The sequence below is a fragment of the Methylobacterium sp. C25 genome, assembly GCF_021352225.1.
Taxonomy (GTDB): domain Bacteria; phylum Pseudomonadota; class Alphaproteobacteria; order Rhizobiales; family Beijerinckiaceae; genus Methylobacterium.
Genome location: NZ_JAAUVI010000013.1, coordinates 30,645 through 46,287, shown reverse-complemented (window position 1 = coordinate 46,287; position 15,643 = coordinate 30,645). Strand labels below are relative to the sequence as shown.

General features: G+C 67.3%; 14 protein-coding genes and 1 riboswitch. Of the genes, 11 read left to right on the top strand and 3 right to left on the bottom strand.

What is annotated here, in order from left to right; translation table 11 throughout:
* Positions 1-293: 293 nt before the first annotated feature.
* Positions 294-743 (bottom strand): MarR family winged helix-turn-helix transcriptional regulator, encoded by a 450-nt coding sequence (locus HCU64_RS21905; protein ID WP_233386397.1) that lies wholly within the window; start codon positions 741-743, stop codon positions 294-296.
* 226 nt (positions 744-969) lie between these two features.
* Here HCU64_RS21905 and HCU64_RS21900 point away from each other — a divergent pair, with 226 nt between their 5' ends.
* Complete coding sequence (locus HCU64_RS21900; RefSeq protein ID WP_233386396.1) at positions 970-1,260, top strand: hypothetical protein; 291 nt, start codon at positions 970-972, stop codon at positions 1,258-1,260.
* Positions 1,261-1,336: 76 nt separating this feature from the next.
* Here HCU64_RS21900 and HCU64_RS21895 read toward each other — a convergent pair whose 3' ends face one another.
* Entirely contained in the window at positions 1,337-2,362 is a 1,026-nt protein-coding gene (locus HCU64_RS21895; RefSeq protein WP_233386459.1) for an LLM class flavin-dependent oxidoreductase, read from the bottom strand.
* 244 nt (positions 2,363-2,606) lie between these two features.
* On the opposite strand from HCU64_RS21895, the gene HCU64_RS21890 reads away from it, so the two are divergent.
* The 3 genes from HCU64_RS21890 to HCU64_RS25475 all read left to right on the top strand — a co-directional run bounded on the left by HCU64_RS21890 (position 2,607) and on the right by HCU64_RS25475 (position 6,356).
* Positions 2,607-4,181, top strand: a complete 1,575-nt coding sequence (locus HCU64_RS21890) for an amidase family protein (RefSeq protein WP_233386395.1) — start codon at positions 2,607-2,609, stop codon at positions 4,179-4,181.
* 103 nt (positions 4,182-4,284) lie between these two features.
* Positions 4,285-5,055 (top strand): helix-turn-helix domain-containing protein, encoded by a 771-nt coding sequence (locus HCU64_RS21885; RefSeq protein ID WP_233386394.1) that lies wholly within the window; start codon positions 4,285-4,287, stop codon positions 5,053-5,055.
* A 35-nt stretch (positions 5,056-5,090) separates the two neighbouring features.
* On the top strand, positions 5,091-6,356 hold the full coding sequence (locus HCU64_RS25475; protein ID WP_325170009.1) for a caspase family protein: 1,266 nt from the start codon (positions 5,091-5,093) through the stop codon (positions 6,354-6,356).
* 3 nt (positions 6,357-6,359) lie between these two features.
* Here the strand turns inward: HCU64_RS25475 and HCU64_RS21875 are convergent, their stop codons facing one another.
* The gene (locus tag HCU64_RS21875; RefSeq protein WP_233386393.1) at positions 6,360-7,106 is read right to left on the bottom strand and encodes a L,D-transpeptidase family protein; all 747 of its coding nucleotides are present in this window, start codon (positions 7,104-7,106) and stop codon (positions 6,360-6,362) included.
* 192 nt (positions 7,107-7,298) lie between these two features.
* On the opposite strand from HCU64_RS21875, the gene HCU64_RS21870 reads away from it, so the two are divergent.
* The 7 genes from HCU64_RS21870 (at position 7,299) to HCU64_RS21840 (ending at position 15,626) form a co-directional block, all read left to right on the top strand.
* On the top strand, positions 7,299-7,637 hold the full coding sequence (locus HCU64_RS21870) for a hypothetical protein (protein ID WP_233386392.1): 339 nt from the start codon (positions 7,299-7,301) through the stop codon (positions 7,635-7,637).
* A 47-nt stretch (positions 7,638-7,684) separates the two neighbouring features.
* Entirely contained in the window at positions 7,685-9,184 is a 1,500-nt protein-coding gene (gene xseA / locus HCU64_RS21865; protein ID WP_233386390.1) for an exodeoxyribonuclease VII large subunit, read from the top strand.
* A 162-nt stretch (positions 9,185-9,346) separates the two neighbouring features.
* A complete protein-coding gene (locus HCU64_RS21860) occupies positions 9,347-9,574 on the top strand; it encodes a DUF4170 domain-containing protein (RefSeq protein ID WP_233386389.1) in 228 nt (75 codons plus the stop codon).
* 151 nt (positions 9,575-9,725) lie between these two features.
* On the top strand, positions 9,726-10,670 hold the full coding sequence (locus tag HCU64_RS21855; protein WP_233386388.1) for a ribose-phosphate pyrophosphokinase: 945 nt from the start codon (positions 9,726-9,728) through the stop codon (positions 10,668-10,670).
* A gap of 96 nt (positions 10,671-10,766) precedes the next feature.
* Positions 10,767-10,962: riboswitch (cobalamin riboswitch) on the top strand.
* A 114-nt stretch (positions 10,963-11,076) separates the two neighbouring features.
* A complete protein-coding gene (locus HCU64_RS21850) occupies positions 11,077-13,329 on the top strand; it encodes a TonB-dependent receptor (protein WP_233386387.1) in 2,253 nt (750 codons plus the stop codon).
* Entirely contained in the window at positions 13,326-14,780 is a 1,455-nt protein-coding gene (locus HCU64_RS21845) for a PepSY domain-containing protein (protein ID WP_233386386.1), read from the top strand. Before HCU64_RS21850 ends, HCU64_RS21845 begins: the two co-directional genes overlap by 4 nt.
* Before the next feature lie 159 nt (positions 14,781-14,939).
* Positions 14,940-15,626 (top strand): DUF1013 domain-containing protein, encoded by a 687-nt coding sequence (locus HCU64_RS21840; protein WP_233386385.1) that lies wholly within the window; start codon positions 14,940-14,942, stop codon positions 15,624-15,626.
* The last annotated feature ends 17 nt before the right edge of the window (positions 15,627-15,643 follow it).

Sequence of the window (15,643 nt, the reverse complement as noted above, 5' to 3'; positions counted from 1 at the left end):
GCGCCCCTTCGCCGTTCCGGCAGCACCGGTGTTTCTTGGGGAGGCTTCTCACTCGCAAGAGACGGGTGAAACGCCTTCGGCACCAATAGCCCGCGCCGCGACATCATCGAGTCTTTACGGTGCGCTCAATGACGACGCGAGGCAACTCGGGACGAGACGGAGGCGCCCAAGGTTTTCACGGTAATCGGCGAGGACGCCCGAAGCATTGGTCCGGCTGCGATGACAAGGGAGAGCGCGATGACAACGCCGCCTGAAGCTCGTGCGGGCCGCGGCTAGAAGTCCGCCGCCCGTTATCACTCGGCGAGGGCGGCGAGCGCCTTGCGCAGGACACCGACCTCGTCCTCGCAGAGCCGGCCGAGGCTCGCCTTCTGAGCCCGCTCCCAATGCGGAAGCGCTTCAGCGAGAAGCGCGCGCCCGGCCTCAGTCAGCGTGAGCCGGCGAACCCGCCTGTCACTCTCATCGACAGCGACAGCCACGAGACCGCGCCGCTCCAGCACCTTGAGGTTGGTCGTCGCCGTCGAGGGATCGAGGGAGAGACGTGCCGCCAGCTCGTTGATCGTCGGCGTCTCGGGCCCGGCGAGCGTCATCAGCAGCGTGAACTGCCAGCCCGAAATTCCGACGGCGCGGAAAGCCGAGTCGTAGACGCGGCTCACGCTGCGAGCGGCCCGCTGGACGCGCGTTCCGATGCAGGCCTCGCCGACGCTCCTGGCGAGTTCCGGAGTGATCTCGGCTGGTCCCGACACGATGGCAGCCTCCCGAACGTCGTGACGCATGATCCGGAGTGCAGCGGAATGTCGATCCAGCCCCGCATACCCGGTACCCGCAGACTAAGCATTTTAATGCTTGATATCAAGCTATGTGCGGCCGCGCACGCCGCCGGGGCAAATGCATTGATATCAATGTTTCACGGAAGCGCGGGGCCGGAGGGCCCGCATCACGCAGCCGCATCACACGTAAAGGAGACAGACCATGACCTACAGCAACACCGCTCTCGCCGCGATCGCCCTGGCCGCTCTCGCCGCCACACCCGCCCGCGCCCAGCAGACCTTCGACGCATGGGGGCACACCTTTGAAGTCCCCGGACGCGTCGCACAGGTGTCGGAGGTTCCGGCCCCGCGGGCCTTCAATGCCCTGAACGCCGCCGGTACCGGCGCCTACTACCTCGTTGATCGGCAGGCTGTCCCCGCCGCGGCCGCGCCGGCCCAGGAGCAGGGAACCCTGAACGTCTGGGGTGCTCGTATCGACGCTCCCGCCCGGTAAGGGACAAAGCTCGACAACCCATCGTTCACGACGGGAGAGCCGTCGTGAACGTGGTGTCGGCGGATGGGGCCTTCGATCAGGGCCGCCAACCCAGGGCCGGGGCGACGTGCTTCAGGATCGCCTCGATCGCATGCGCGCAATAGGCGACGCCGAGTTGATTGGGGATCGTGAGCAGCAGGGTATCGGCCTCAGCAATGGCCTGATCCTGCTTCAGCTGCTCGATCAGAATCTGCGGTTCGGCCGCATAGGTTCGTCCGAAAACCGCGCGGGTCTCGCTGTCGATGTTGCCGATCGAATCTCTGTCCTGCCCGCTGCGCCCGAAATAGGCCCGGTCGGCGTCGTTCACGATCGCGAAGATCGACCGGCTCACCGAGACGCGCGGCTCCCGTTCATGACCCACCGCTCGCCATGCATCGCGAAAGGCCCGAATCTGGGCCGCTTGCTGGATGTGGAGCGGCTCGCCGGTCTCGTCCTTTTTCAGGGTCGAGCTCTGCAGGTTCATCCCTCGCTGCGCCGCCCATACGGCGGTGGCATCCGACGCGGCCCCCCACCAGATCCGCTCGCGCAGGCCCTCAGAGTGCGGCTCGAGGCGTAACAGACCCGGTGGATTGGGGAACATCGGATAGGGGTTCGGCTCGGCGAATCCTCGGCCGCGCAGCAGTTCCAGAAAGGTCTCGGCGTGACGCCGGCCCATCTCGGCATCGGTCTCGCCTTTGACCGGCTGGAACCCGAAATGCCGCCAACCGTCGATCACCTGCTCGGGCGAACCTCGGCTGATGCCGAGTTGCAGGCGCCCGCCGGAGATCAGATCGGCCGCGCCGGCATCCTCGACCATGTAGAACGGGTTCTCGTAGCGCATGTCGATGACGCCGGTGCCGATCTCGATGCGGTGGGTCTTCGCGCCCACGGCGGCCAGCAGCGGAAAGGGCGACGCCAGTTGCCGGGCGAAATGGTGCACGCGGAAATAGGCGCCGTCGGCCCCGAGCTCTTCGGCCGCCACCGCGAGATCGATCGATTGCAGGAGGATGTCCGAGGCCGAGCGCGTCTGCGACTGGGAGTTGGGCGTCCAATGGCCGAAGGACAGAAAGCCGATCTTCTTCATGACGTCGCCGCTGGTCCCTGCCGGAACATGTCCGTTCTTGAGCGCCCCTTCGGCGGAGGTGGGGTGCGCCCCTCGATTTGTCATCCGGCGGTAGCGCTTGCCGCGTTCCAAACTGAATTCAATTCGATTGCATCTTTGCGAATCTGGTTCTAACCCTCTGTCGGAACAAGCGTTCGCTCGATGAGCCCCCCCTGGCTCGTCGCTTGGCCGCGCGCGCTGCAATCCCCCCACGGCAGGTGACTGGATGAGCGGCTCGATCAAGCAGAGCTTGGTGGTTGGCCTTGCGGCCCTGCCGCTTCTGGGTTTGCCGGCAAGGGCGCAGCCACGCTTCACGATCGAGGAAGCCAGCATCGCGAGCGTCCATGCAGCGCTGAAGGCCGGCACGCTGACCTGCCGGGGGCTGGTTCAAGCCTATCTCGACCGCATCGCCGCCTACGACACCAAGGGACCAGCGCTCACCGCGATCCGAGCCCTCAACGAGGGCGCCCTCGCACAGGCCGACGCCGTCGACGGCGACCATGGCCGCCTCGCCGAGCCGCTCGCCTGCGTATCCGTGGTGCTGAAGGACAATTACAACACCGCCGAATTGCCGACGACCGGCGGATCGGCCTCGCTGGCCGGCGCCCGGCCGGCGAAGGATGCCTTCGTCGTGGCGCAGTTGCGCAAGGCCGGTGCGATCATCCTGGCCAAGACCAACATGCAGGAATTCGCCCTTGGCGGCGTCTCGGTCAGTTCCATCGGCGGGCAGGTGCGCAATCCCTACGACCTGTCCCGCACGCCGGGCGGCTCGAGTGGCGGGACCGGTGCAGCCGTCGCCGCGAACTTCGCTCTCGCTGGCACCGGCAGCGATACCGTGAACTCGATCCGCTCGCCGGCCTCGGCCAACAACCTCTTCGGCCTGCGCGCGACCCAGGGTCTGCTCAGCCTCAACGGCATCATGCCGGTTTCGAAGACCCAGGACGCCATCGGCCCGATCACGCGCAATGTGTCGGATGCGGCGGCGCTCCTGCAGGCCATGGCCGGCACCGACCCGGACGATCCCGCGACCGCGGCGGCCTCGGACAAGGCAGCGAAGGACTATGCGGGTTTCCTGAAGCCCGATGCGCTCAAGGGTGCACGCCTCGGAGTGGTGAAAGCGCTGTTCGGCACGAAGCCTGAGCACGCTGAGGTCAACCGCGTCATGCGGGCGGCACTGGCCACCCTGGAAAAGGCCGGTGCGACGCTCGTCGACATCGACGATCCCGCCTTCGAGGCCGACCGCCTGAATGCCGAAGACGATGTCCAGACCTACGAATTCAAGCCTCTGATCAACGCCTATCTCGCCGCGATCCCGAACGCGCCGCAGAAGGATCTCGCCGGCATCATCGCCTCCGGGAAGTTCCACAAGGCAGCCCTCGAAAAGTTCATTACCGGTGCCGATGCGCGCCGCGACGGCCTGCAGGAGCCGGAATACAAGGCACGGCTCGAACGGATCACCGCCTTCCGCGCTCATGTCGCCGAAGTGTTCGATAGAGAGCGCCTCGATGCCCTGGTCTACCCGCTGCAGAAGCGCCTGGTCGTGCCGATCGGGGAGCTGAACCAGTCCGACCGCAACGGCATCGTAGCCGGTCTCACCGGCTACCCGGCGCTCGACGTGCCCGCCGGGTTCTCCACGCCGACTGAAAAGGCCCCCCTGGGCGTGCCCGTCGGACTCGACCTGCTCGGCCGACCCTGGGAAGAGGGCAAGCTGCTCGGGCTCGGCTACGCCTTTGAGCAGGCGAGCCGGCAGCGCCGGCCGCCGGCGAGCGTGCCGCCGCTGGTCGACGTCAGGCCGCGCTGACCGCGCGTCGGCCGGATCGGCGACGGCCATCCGCAGCGAGACCATGACTCTTGCCAATCTGTCCGGATTCGTGCGGATCTGTCCGCACAACCGGAAGGGGATCATGTCAGGATCGGACGCCGAGCTGCCCGAGGCCCAGAGCCGGGCCATCGCGCAGGCCGTGAGGGAAGCGCTGGCGCGCCGACGAATCTCCCGCCAGACCCTGGCCGATGAGGCGCGCATCAGCGTCTCCACCCTGGAGAAGGCGCTGTCGGGCCGCCGCCCCTTCACATTGGCCACGACCATCCGGCTCGAAGAAGCGCTGAGCGTCTCGCTGCGCGAGCCCGCCTCCCGGGAGAACGCGATCGAGTCGCCGCGCCATGCGCCGGAAGAGCTCGGGGCCTATTCGCGCGAGGGCGTGTCCTGGCTGGAAGGGCGCTATCTCACGCTGCGGCCGTCCTTCGGCGCGCCCGACGCGATCTTCGCCTACCGAACCGAGATCGCGTGGGAGCCGGAGACCGCACGGCTTGCCTTCCGCGAAGCCGAGCGGATCGACGCGCCGTTCGCGCAGAGCGGCTTCGTCTCGGTGCCGAACCTTTCGGGGCAGATCTATCTCGTCACCAATTGGCAGGGTCAGTACCGCGTTGCCATGCTGTGCCGTCCGACCATCCGCGGCGAGATGTATGGGGTTCTCACCACCCTGCATTCGGGCCGAGGTTCCCACCTGACGCCGGCTGCCTGCCCGCTGGCGCTGATCCCCGAGCGGGAGGCCGTAGTGTCGCCCGACTGCTACGGCCGTATCGCATCCGGTCACGCGGCCTACGCCAGTTGCCGCGAGGCGCTGGGCCGGGTGAGCGAAGACGCTTATGCGATGTTTTTCGGGTGTCCAGCTTGAGCAGCCTGTCTTGCCGACGTGCCGCCGCGGAGCTCATGCGCCGAATCGGCCAGGTCTGGCTGCTCGCGCTTTTTCTTTGGCCCGCCTGCGCTCAAGCGGCGGAGCGCCTCGCCTTCGTGGTCGGGGTCGGCGCCTATCAGAATCTCGGACAGGGCGCCCAGCTCGCCCGGCCTCCGGCAGACGCCCAGACGGTCGGCGACACGCTGCAGGGCCTCGGCTTCCGCGTGACGCTGCTCTCCAATGCAGTCACACAAGAGACCTTCCTACGCCGCTTCAGCATCTTCGCCGATCAGGTCCAGCCGGGAGATACCGCGCTCGTCTATTTCGCGGGCCACGGCATCGCGATCCAAGGCACCAACTATCTGCTTCCCTCGGATATCCCGGCGGTGGAAGCAGGACAGGAGATGCTCGCCCGCAGCCGCTCTCTGGCCGAGACCGATCTCAGCGCGGCACTTCGCCAGCGCGGGGCGCGGGTCGTCGTGATGGTGATCGATGCCTGCCGCAACAACCCGTTTTCGAGGAACGGCACCCGCGCCATCGGGCAGGATACCGGCCTCGCCCGGACTGAACCCGCCGACGGCGTGTTCTCGCTCTACGCGGCCGGTGCCGGCCAACAGGCACTGGAAAAACTGCCGGGCTCCGACCCGAACCCGAACTCGGTCTTCACTCGGATCTTCGTGCAGCAGATCAGGAAGCCGGGGCTCAACCTGATCGACCTCGGCGAGAGCGTGCGCGACGAGGTCGCCAAGCTCGCCGAAACCGTGCCGCACAAGCAGGTGCCCGCCTATTACAACGAGGTGCGCGGCGCCCGATTCGTATCGCTGGCAAGCGCCGATGCCGCATCCTTGCCGGCCGCCGCGCCGGTGACCGTGAGTCCGCCGGATCCGTCACCGCCGCAGGCAATCCTGCCGCCGCCAGCGCAGACGAAGCCTGCGCTGGTGATCAAGACGCCTCCATCTTCGATCGTATATCCGCCGCCGGCGAGCACACTGATGCGCCCGCAAGCCGCGCCGCCGCCCGTCGCTGACGCCCTGCCGCCACCCGAACCGACACCAGTGGCGCGTTTCGGCATGTTCAGCCATCCGATCCGGCTCGACCCGGCCGGCGACAACTGGGTCGCCCTGCGCAGCCTCCCAAGCGGTCAGACGGGCTATCGCATCGCCAAGCTTGGTCCCGACTCGCTGTTCAGCGTCATCGGCCGGCAGGGGATCTGGGTGAAAGTGAAACTGCGCGGCGGCCCGGTCGGCTGGGTACACGGCGACTATGTCGGTTGCTGCCGCAGGGCGCTGGTCGAGCCGTAACGCTCAGCGCCCCGCGCCGACACCTGGAAGGCAGCCGGAGAAGCGGTCGAGCGCGCCTTCGGGCAGTATCGCGATCGCCGTCTCGCCGCGCCCGGCAATTGCCTGCAAGGCGGCGACGCGCGTCTCAGGCAGCGCCACGCAGCCGGCCGTTCCGTGTCCCGGGCCACGCCAGACGTGGAGAAAGATGCAGGAGCCAGCGCGCCGGCCAGCGTCGCTCGGATAGTCGATCACGAGCCCGCGCCGATACAGCGGCTGCGCGCCCATATCCTCTCCCCGCGGCCGCGTTCCCGAGCGGGACGTGACGATGGTGTTGTAGGCGGCCGAAGCCGGATCATCGACGCAGATCGACTCGCCCGGCCGCAGCACGAGCTGGCCCGACAGCCCGCTCGCGTGGAAGCCGAAGCTGCGCCCGAACCGGTAGATGCCGATGGGGGTGCGCCGATCGCCCTCCGCCTTTACCGGCTCTCCGGCACGCGCCATCCCTCGAAACGGATGTCCCCAGGCCAGCCCGGTCGCGCCGAGAACGGCCGACTCGGATGCACCAATGGGCCGCCAGGCATCCGACGGTCCATTCCGTTGGAAAAGCCGGAGAAGCGCGCGCGTCGCATTCACCGACCGCGCCGTGACGACGACGAGGCTTCGGGCGCTTTCGAGAAACGCGGGACACGCGCCCTCGGCTGCCAACGCATTCGTGCTGCCCACCGCGAGCAGGGCCGCCATGATGCCGCGAACCGATCTGCAAACCGTCACCGGTGCATTTCGCAGGCGAAGTTGTCGTGGGTCTCGGGAACTTGGAGGCACTTTCCGCGTCATTAGCTTAACCGCACGGAGTCTCGGGACCATGCACCGCTTCGTCTTCGTCGTCAGCCTTGCTTTGGTCGGCCTCACGCAGAATTGGCCGAGCGTCGCCGCTGCCCTCGGCCAGTGACGGAGACCGGCATCATGCGCAACGTGAAGGGCTCGACCGGGTCGTTCGGAATTCGCCCGTCTTACGAGGGGCGAATGATCGATGGAAGATCGGGCCGCACAAGCGGAACGGCAGAGCGTTCTGGTACGTTATCCCAAGCCATGCCGCTGTGCCGCATCAATCTCTCTCCCGACACTGCAACCGAGCAGCACGAGAGAGTGCGTGTTTCGAACTACGTCGTACATCACCGGACGACCCATCGGGCGGCAAACGACAACCGTCGGCCTCGCCTCGCACAACCGTGGCAATGGGCGGTCGGAATCGCTGCGGCTCCCGCTCTGGCGGCGTTCGCGATGTTTTCCGGCCTTTTCTGAGTGCTGACGAAATTGCTCCGGGGCGGGCTTGGCTTTAGCCTTCCCGGATGCCGCTCGTCCCACCGCCTCAGGCGCGCCCCCCGCTCGACGCGGAGACGCCACCTTCGACACATCTCCAGTCCAACGCTCCCGAATGGTCGGTCGGGGATCTTGCGTCTGCGCTAAAGCGAACGCTCGAGGATGCATTCGGCCATGTCCGGTTGCGCGGTGAGATCTCGGGTTATCGCGGCCCGCACGGCTCCGGCCACGCCTATTTCTCTTTGAAGGACGGCAGCGCCAAGATCGACGCCGTGGTCTGGAAAGGCGTACTCGGCCGTCTGCGCCAAAAGCCGAAGGAGGGGCTCGAAGTCCTCGTCACCGGCAAGGTCACCACCTTCGCGGGCAAATCCTCATACCAGATTATCGTTGATTCGATGGAGCCGGCGGGCGTCGGCGCCTGGATGGCGCTTCTGGAGGAACGTAAGAAGCTCCTCGCTGCCGAGGGACTCTTCGCCGCCGAGCGCAAGCGTCCAATTCCCTATCTGCCGCGCGTGATCGGGGTGGTGACCTCTCCGACCGGCGCCGTGATCCGCGACATCCTGCATCGGTTGCAGGACCGCTTTCCGCGCCCGGTCCTGGTCTGGCCGGTGCGCGTGCAGGGGGAGGGGGCGGCAGACGAGATCGCCGCGGCCATCAGCGGCTTCAACGCGCTGGAGCCACGCGGACAGATCCCACGGCCGGACGTGCTCATCGTCGCCCGCGGCGGCGGCTCGATCGAGGACCTGTGGGCCTTCAACGAGGAGGCGGTGGTCCGTGCCGCCGCCGAGAGCGCGATCCCGCTGATTTCGGCCGTCGGGCACGAGACCGATACCACTCTGATCGACTTCGTCGCCGACCGCCGGGCACCAACGCCGACGGGTGCGGCCGAGATGGCGGTGCCGGTGCGCGCCGACCTGCTCGACGAGATCCACGACCTCGGCGCCCGGCAGCGTGGCACGATTCTGCGACGCATCGAGCGCGAGCGGCTGGACCTGCGCGCCCTCGTCCGAGCCATGCCGAGCCCCGATGCCGTCCTCGCAACGCGGCGTCAGCGGCTCGACTTGGCCGAGGCCCGGCTCGCGCCGGCTCTTGCGGCGAACGCGCGTGACCACCGCGCACGGCTGATCCGCCTGACGGACCGGCTCGCCCGGCGCTCGCCCGCCGTAGCGTTGGCCGATGCGCGCGGGCGCCTGGCCCGGATCGACGAAAGGCCACTGTCGGCGCTGCGCCACGCGATCGAGCGGCGCCGCAGCCGCCTCGATGCCCTCGGCGGTCTGCTCGGCGCCCTGAGCTATCGGGCGGTGCTCGCACGCGGCTACGCGCTGGTGCGCGACGAGGACGGAGCCCCCTTGCGCTCGGCCACCGCCGCCGGCCAGGTTCCGGTGCTGTATCTGCAGTTCGCCGACGGCTCGGTCACGGCACGCCCGGATGCGGCGGATGGCGACCCGCCGGCGGGCAGGCGCCCATCCACGGGCGCGAAGCCGCGTTCCGGTAAGGCGGTCAAAGAGAAGCAGGGCTCGCTGTTCTGACCGGAGACCGGCCCGGCCCCGCCGTCGCGGCGCCTCGGAAGAGCGTTTGCAGCCCCCTCCCGCGCAAGCCTGGGTTGACGCTCGCCACAGGCTTTGCGAACCGCGGCACGGCTCGTGCCTTCAGAGGTGGCGGCCTGGGAGCCGGGGCGGCAGGAGAGACATGTGACAACCACGATCGACAGCGCGCAGAAGCTTCATCTCGTCTTCGGTGGCGAATTGGAGAGCCTCGACGGCATTCGTTTCGCTGACGTGAAAGGCCTCGACATCGTCGGCATCTTCCCCGATTTCGCTTCGGCGCAGATCGCCTGGCGCGCCAAGGCGCAGTCCACGGTCGACAATGCGCTGACGCGCTATTTCATCGTGCATCTGCACCGGCTCCTGGAGCCCTGATTCACCAATCGGACGGCGATCTCTGTGCAGGAGCGGCGGCATTGGGCGCCGATCCGGATGAAAGCATTGTGACGCTCGTCCCCCGCTGGTATCAGCGCCGCCGACCAACGGCCCGCCCCACGGGCGCCTCCCGTGACGAGAGACGTCCGACATGAAATCCTCGATCAAGATCATCGCCGGCAATGCCAGCCGGCCTCTGGCCGAGGCGATTGCCGCCTATCTGGAGCTCCCGCTCGCGACCTGCATGGTCCGGCGCTTCGCCGACATGGAGATCTTCGTCGAACTGCAGGAGAACGTCCGCGGCGAGGACGTCTTCATCGTGCAGTCGACGTCGTTCCCGGCGAACGACCACCTGATGGAATTGCTGATCATGATCGATGCGGCGCGGCGCTCCTCCGCCCGGCGCATCACTGCAGTGATCCCGTATTTCGGCTACGCGCGCCAAGACCGACGCACCTCGGGCCGCACGCCGATCTCGGCGAAGCTCGTGGCCAACCTCATCACCGAGGCGGGCGCCGACCGCGTCCTGACACTGGATCTCCATGCCGGCCAGATCCAGGGCTTCTTCGACATCCCGACCGACAACCTCTTCGCCGCCCCTGTCATGGTGCGCGACATCAAGGAGCGGCTGCCCCCAGGCCAGCGCATGGTGGTCTCGCCCGACGTCGGCGGCGTGGTGCGCGCGCGAGCGCTCGCCAAGCGGATCGATGCGTCTCTGGCCATCGTCGACAAGCGCCGCGAGCGGGCCGGTGAGTCGGAGGTGATGAACATCATCGGCGAGGTCGAGGGCCAGTCCTGCATCCTCGTCGACGACATCGTGGATTCCGGCGGCACGCTGGTGAATGCAGCTGAGGCGCTGTTGAATGCGGGCGCCAAGGAGGTCTCGGCCTACATCACGCACGGCGTGCTCTCGGGCGGGGCGGTTTCGCGCATCGCCGCTTCGCGCATGAAGGAATTGGTGATCACCGATTCCATCCTGCCGACCCAGGCCGTGAAGCTCGCCAGGAACATCCGCGTCGTGTCGATCGCGCCTCTTCTCGGCGAGGCCATCGGGCGCACCGCGACGGAGTCGAGCGTCTCCAGCCTGTTCACCTGAAGCAGCGCCGAGGCAGCTGTGCCCGGCCAGTTACACGCCGGCAACATTCACAGCCGAAGCGTGGCCATTCCGTTGACGCTGCCCGCCTGCGCTGCGACAGGCTGATCGGGACGGTTCCCGAGAGGGATCAAAAGGGAACGCGGTGAGGGACGTGTCCCGATGCCGTGGCTGCCCCCGCAACTGTAAGCGGCGAGCCTTCCGCCACCGATGTCACTGGGTTGCTCGACCCGGGAAGACGGTTGGACGGCAATGACCCGCGAGCCAGGAGACCTGCCGTCAGTCGTGGTCACACGCGAAACGCGCTGGGCGGGGTGCTCCGGCGGGTGTCGAGATGCGGGGCATGCCCCGTGCCGAGGCCTCGTTCGCGGTGACGTGCCACTGCCGTTGCCCGAGCTCCGCCATCACCATGACGACCCGACATAGCCGACACCGCGCGCCGACCGCGTCGATCCCAGCCTCGCTCGCTCTTGCCGTCCTCGGCCAGATCCACGCCGCCCAGGCCCAGGTCGTGGCGACCGGACGCGAGCATCTCGACGAGATCTCCGTCCAGGGCCAGGCCGCGCTGTCGGCGAATGCCCCCGCCGAGGCCTACGGCGTCGGTGCGAGCCCTCAGAAGGTCAGCCTGACCCATTCCTCGCCAGTCGGCCTCAACCTCGACACGCCGTCCCGCAGCGGCAGCCGCCTCGGCCTGACGCCGATGGAGACGCCGGCGAGCGTCGACGTGATCTCGGGCGAGGCCGCGCGCATCCGCGGCCAGAATTCTGTGCTCGACGCCGTCTCGCAGAACGCCACCGGCATCACCTCCTACGGCTCGCCGGGCTTCGGCATCGGCAGCTTCACGAGCCGGGGCTTTGCCGGGCCGAACTCGGTGCAGACGCTTTACGACGGCACCCGCATGTATGTCGGCGCCGGCACCGTCACCTTCCCCTTTGACACCTGGAACGTCGAGCGCATCGAGGTCCTGCGCGGACCGGCCTCGGTGCTCTATGGCGACGGGGCCATCGGCGGCATCGTCAACGTCGTCTCGAAGCAGCCCTCCTTCACGCCCCAGAACGTGGTGCGCGTCGGAGGCGGCTCCCAGGGCACGGCGCGCGTCGCCCTCGATTCCACCGGGCCGCTCGGCGAGTCCGTGGCCTACCGCCTGAACATCAGCGGCAACCGCTCGGATGGCTGGGTGAATCCTCACGGCGAGTTCCGGAACCTCGCGGTCTCGGGCGCCCTGCTGTTCCAGGCAACGCCGAACCTGTCCTTCACGCTCTCGCACGATTTCGGCTACCAGGAGCCCTCGAACTACTGGGGTACGCCGCTGGTCAACGGCCGCATCCTCGAGAGCACCCGCTTCAAGAACTACAACGTCCGCGATTCGCGGATCTCCTGGGCCGACAACTGGACCCAGCTGAAGACGGAATGGACGCCGACGGCCGACATCACCGTCCGCAACACCTCCTACCGGCTGCAATCGCGCCGGCACTGGCAGGAGACCGAACAGTACCGGTTCAACCCGGCGACGAGCCTCGTCGACCGCTCCGACTTCCTCGAGATTTATCATCAGCAGGAGCAGATCGGGAATCGGCTCGACGCCACTTTCCGAGGAGAGTTGTTCGGCCTCGCAAACCAGTTCTCGGCGGGCTTCGACGTGAACCGCATCTCGTTCCGCCACACCAACAATTTCAACGCCGACGCCGCCTCGGGCGACGTGGTCCCGGGCTACAGCATTCCGCTCTTCGGCTACGACCCCGGCTATTTCCCCGCCAATGCCCGCGCGATCCCGGCCTACGACACGACGACGAACCAGGCCTCGGTCTTCGCCGAGAACCGGCTGCAGCTCACCGACCAGCTCTCGTTCCTGACCGGCGTGCGCTTCGATGCGCCGACGCTCCACCGCGAGAACCTGCAGACCGGCGCTACTTTCGACCGCTCGTTCCGAGCCCTCGGTTACCGCTTCGCGCTGCTCTACAACGCGACCAAGGACACCACGCTCTATGCGCAATACGCCACAGCGACCGATCCGGTCGGCAGCCTGATCACGCTCTCGCAGTCGCTCGCGGGATTCCAGCTCTCCACCGGTGAGCAGGTCGAGCTCGGCGCCAAGGGTTATGCCTTCGACCGCCGTCTCGAATGGACGCTCGCCGGCTATCACATCACCAAGAACAACCTGATCTCGGCGGTGCCAGGCAACCCGACCGTCTCGACCCAGGTCGGTCAGCAATCCTCGCAGGGCGTCGAGGCGGCCATGTCGCTGAACCTGCCCGCGGGCTGGCGCATCGATGCCAACATCGCCATGCTGCATGCCCAGTACGACCAGTTCATCCAGGGCGGCGTGTCCTATGCTGGCAAGCAGCCGATTTTCGTGCCCGAGCGCGTCGCCAATGTCTGGCTGAACTGGGCCTTCGCCCGTGACTGGGAGGCCCGGATCGGCCTGCAGAACGTCGGCCACGTCTTCAGCGATTTCGGAAACACCGCGAAGCTGCCGCCCTACACGCTGGTCAATCTCGGGCTCGACTACCAGGTCACGCCGAGCTCGCGGGCTTCGTTCCGCGTCTACAATCTCTTCGACAAGATCTACGCCATCGACGGCAATTCGGTCGACGGAGTCGGAACGAACTGGCTGCTCGGCCGGCCTCGTTCCTTCGAGGTCGCGTACACGGTGGCTTGGTGAGGAGACGCCTGCTCAAGGCCGGCAAACGGTGGCTGATCCTCAGCCACCGCTGGCTTGGGATCGTGCTCGGGCTGTTCTTCGCCCTGTGGATCGGCTCGGGGCTGGTGATGCTCTACGTGCCGTTCCCGAGCCTGTCTGAGCCTGAACGACTCGCCCGGCTCGCTCCCATCGCCTGGGAACAGGTGACGGTGTCGCCGGACTCGGCGCTCGTTGCCTCCGGCGTTCCGCGTCCTCCGGCAAACTTCGAGCTGCACATGCGAGCCGGCGAGCCGGTCTATCGACTGGCTTCACCCGCAGGTGAGCCACTGACGATCTCCGGCCGTACCGGCAAGCCTGTGGGGACGGCGAGCGCGGCCGAGGCGCTCGTGACGGCCGGCGGCCGCGGTATGTCCGAGCTGGTCGAGCGCGACCAATGGACGGTCACGCAGCGCTACAATCGACTCAGGCCGTTCCAAAAGGTCGCCCTCGGCGATGCCGCCGGCACCGAGCTCTACGTCTCCGAGAAAACCGGCGAGCTGGCTCAGAAGACGACCCGGTTCGAACGCGGCTGGAACTGGGTCGGCTCGGTCATCCACTGGATCTACCTGACGCCGATCCGGGCGCGGCCGGAGCTCTGGCATGACGTCGTCGTCTGGATTTCCGGCTTTGCCTGCCTCGGCGCCCTGAGCGGCATGGTCCTCGGGATCTGGCGGATCAGGCTGCGGCGGCATTATCCGCATGGCGACGTGTCGCCCTACCGTGGCGCCGCCCGCTGGCACCACCTGTTCGGCATCGTCGGGGGGGTGACGCTCACCACCTTCATCATCAGTGGATGGCTCTCGATGAACCCGAACGCTTGGTTCAACTCGCGCACGCCGCCGACCGATTGGCTCTCGGCCTATGCGGGGGAAGGTGCACCGGTCGGCCTCGATCCTTCCACGTTGCGGGAGCGAGCGAGCCCCGATGCGAAGTCCGTGCGCTTCACCCGCCTCGGCGGCCGCTGGCTGATCCAGTCGCTCGGTTCTGGCGAAGAGAAGGTGAAGGGCGCCGATGGCGGTCCCGTCAGCGAAGACGAAATCCTGCGCGCAGCGATCCGCGCGGTTCCGGCCCCTCATCCACCCACGGTCGAACGCCTGAGCGAATACGACGTCTACTACTACGCCGTTCACGGCGATCGTGTCCTCCCGGTGCTGCGGCTGCGCTTCGAAGACGAAGAGGCGACCTGGCTGCACATCGATCCGGCGACGGGCCAGATCCTCGACCGCCTCGACCGTTCTGGCCGCCTCGACCGCTGGCTCTTTTCGGCCCTGCATCGGTTCGACCTACCGCTGCTGCTTGTGCATCCGTCCGCGCGGCATGCACTGCACTGGCTGCTCAACGGTCTCGCGGCGATCATCGCCCTGACCGGGCTGATCATCGGCTGGCGCCGGCTGAATAAACCGCGGCGGCGTCCTTCGCGCCGAGCCGCGTGATCCCGATTGCACGCCCCCCCGGCGTGCCTGTATAGGGATCGCTTCCCTTATTCAGCGTGAGACGGGATTTCCGGACCTGAAGGGTCAGGCCGGAGACAGCGGTTCTTCGTCCGCGACGCCGCGTTTCACGCACACGCATCCAATACCGGAGCCGACCCGATGTCCCAGGGACCGCTGATGCCCAAAGCCACCGCCGTATGGCTGGTGGAGAACACGTCGCTCGCTTTCGAGCAGATCGCGGACTTCTGCCATCTGCATCCGCTCGAGGTGAAGGGCATCGCCGACGGCGAAGTCGCGGCCGGCATCAAGGGCCTCGACCCGATCACCACGGGCCAGCTCACGCGTGAGGAAATCGAGAAGGCGCAGAAATCGCCGAGCCACAAGCTCAAGATCGCCGTCTCGAAGGTGAAGCTCCCCGAGGTCAAGCGCACCACCAAGGGTCCGCGATACACCCCGCTCTCGCGCCGTCAGGATCGCCCGAACGCCATTCTCTGGCTGCTGCGCAACCATCCCGAACTGAAGGACGCGCAGATCATCCGACTCGTCGGCACCACCAAGTCGACGATCCAGCAGATCCGCGACCGCACCCACTGGAATTCGGGATCGCTGCAGCCGCTCGACCCGGTGACGCTCGCGCTTTGCTCGCAGATCGATCTCGACTTCGAGGTCGGCAAGGCCGCCAAGGACCGTCCCGCGGTCGTCCCGGCCGAGAGCGGCCCGACCCTTCTTCCGACCGAGATCTCCACCGCGCCGAGGGGCGACGAACACGAGGACATCGACCAGGATGCCGTGTTCGCCAAGCTCAAGGGCATGCAGCGCCCGAACGAAGACGACGACGAAGACTGAGCCGTCGCCCCTCCGCG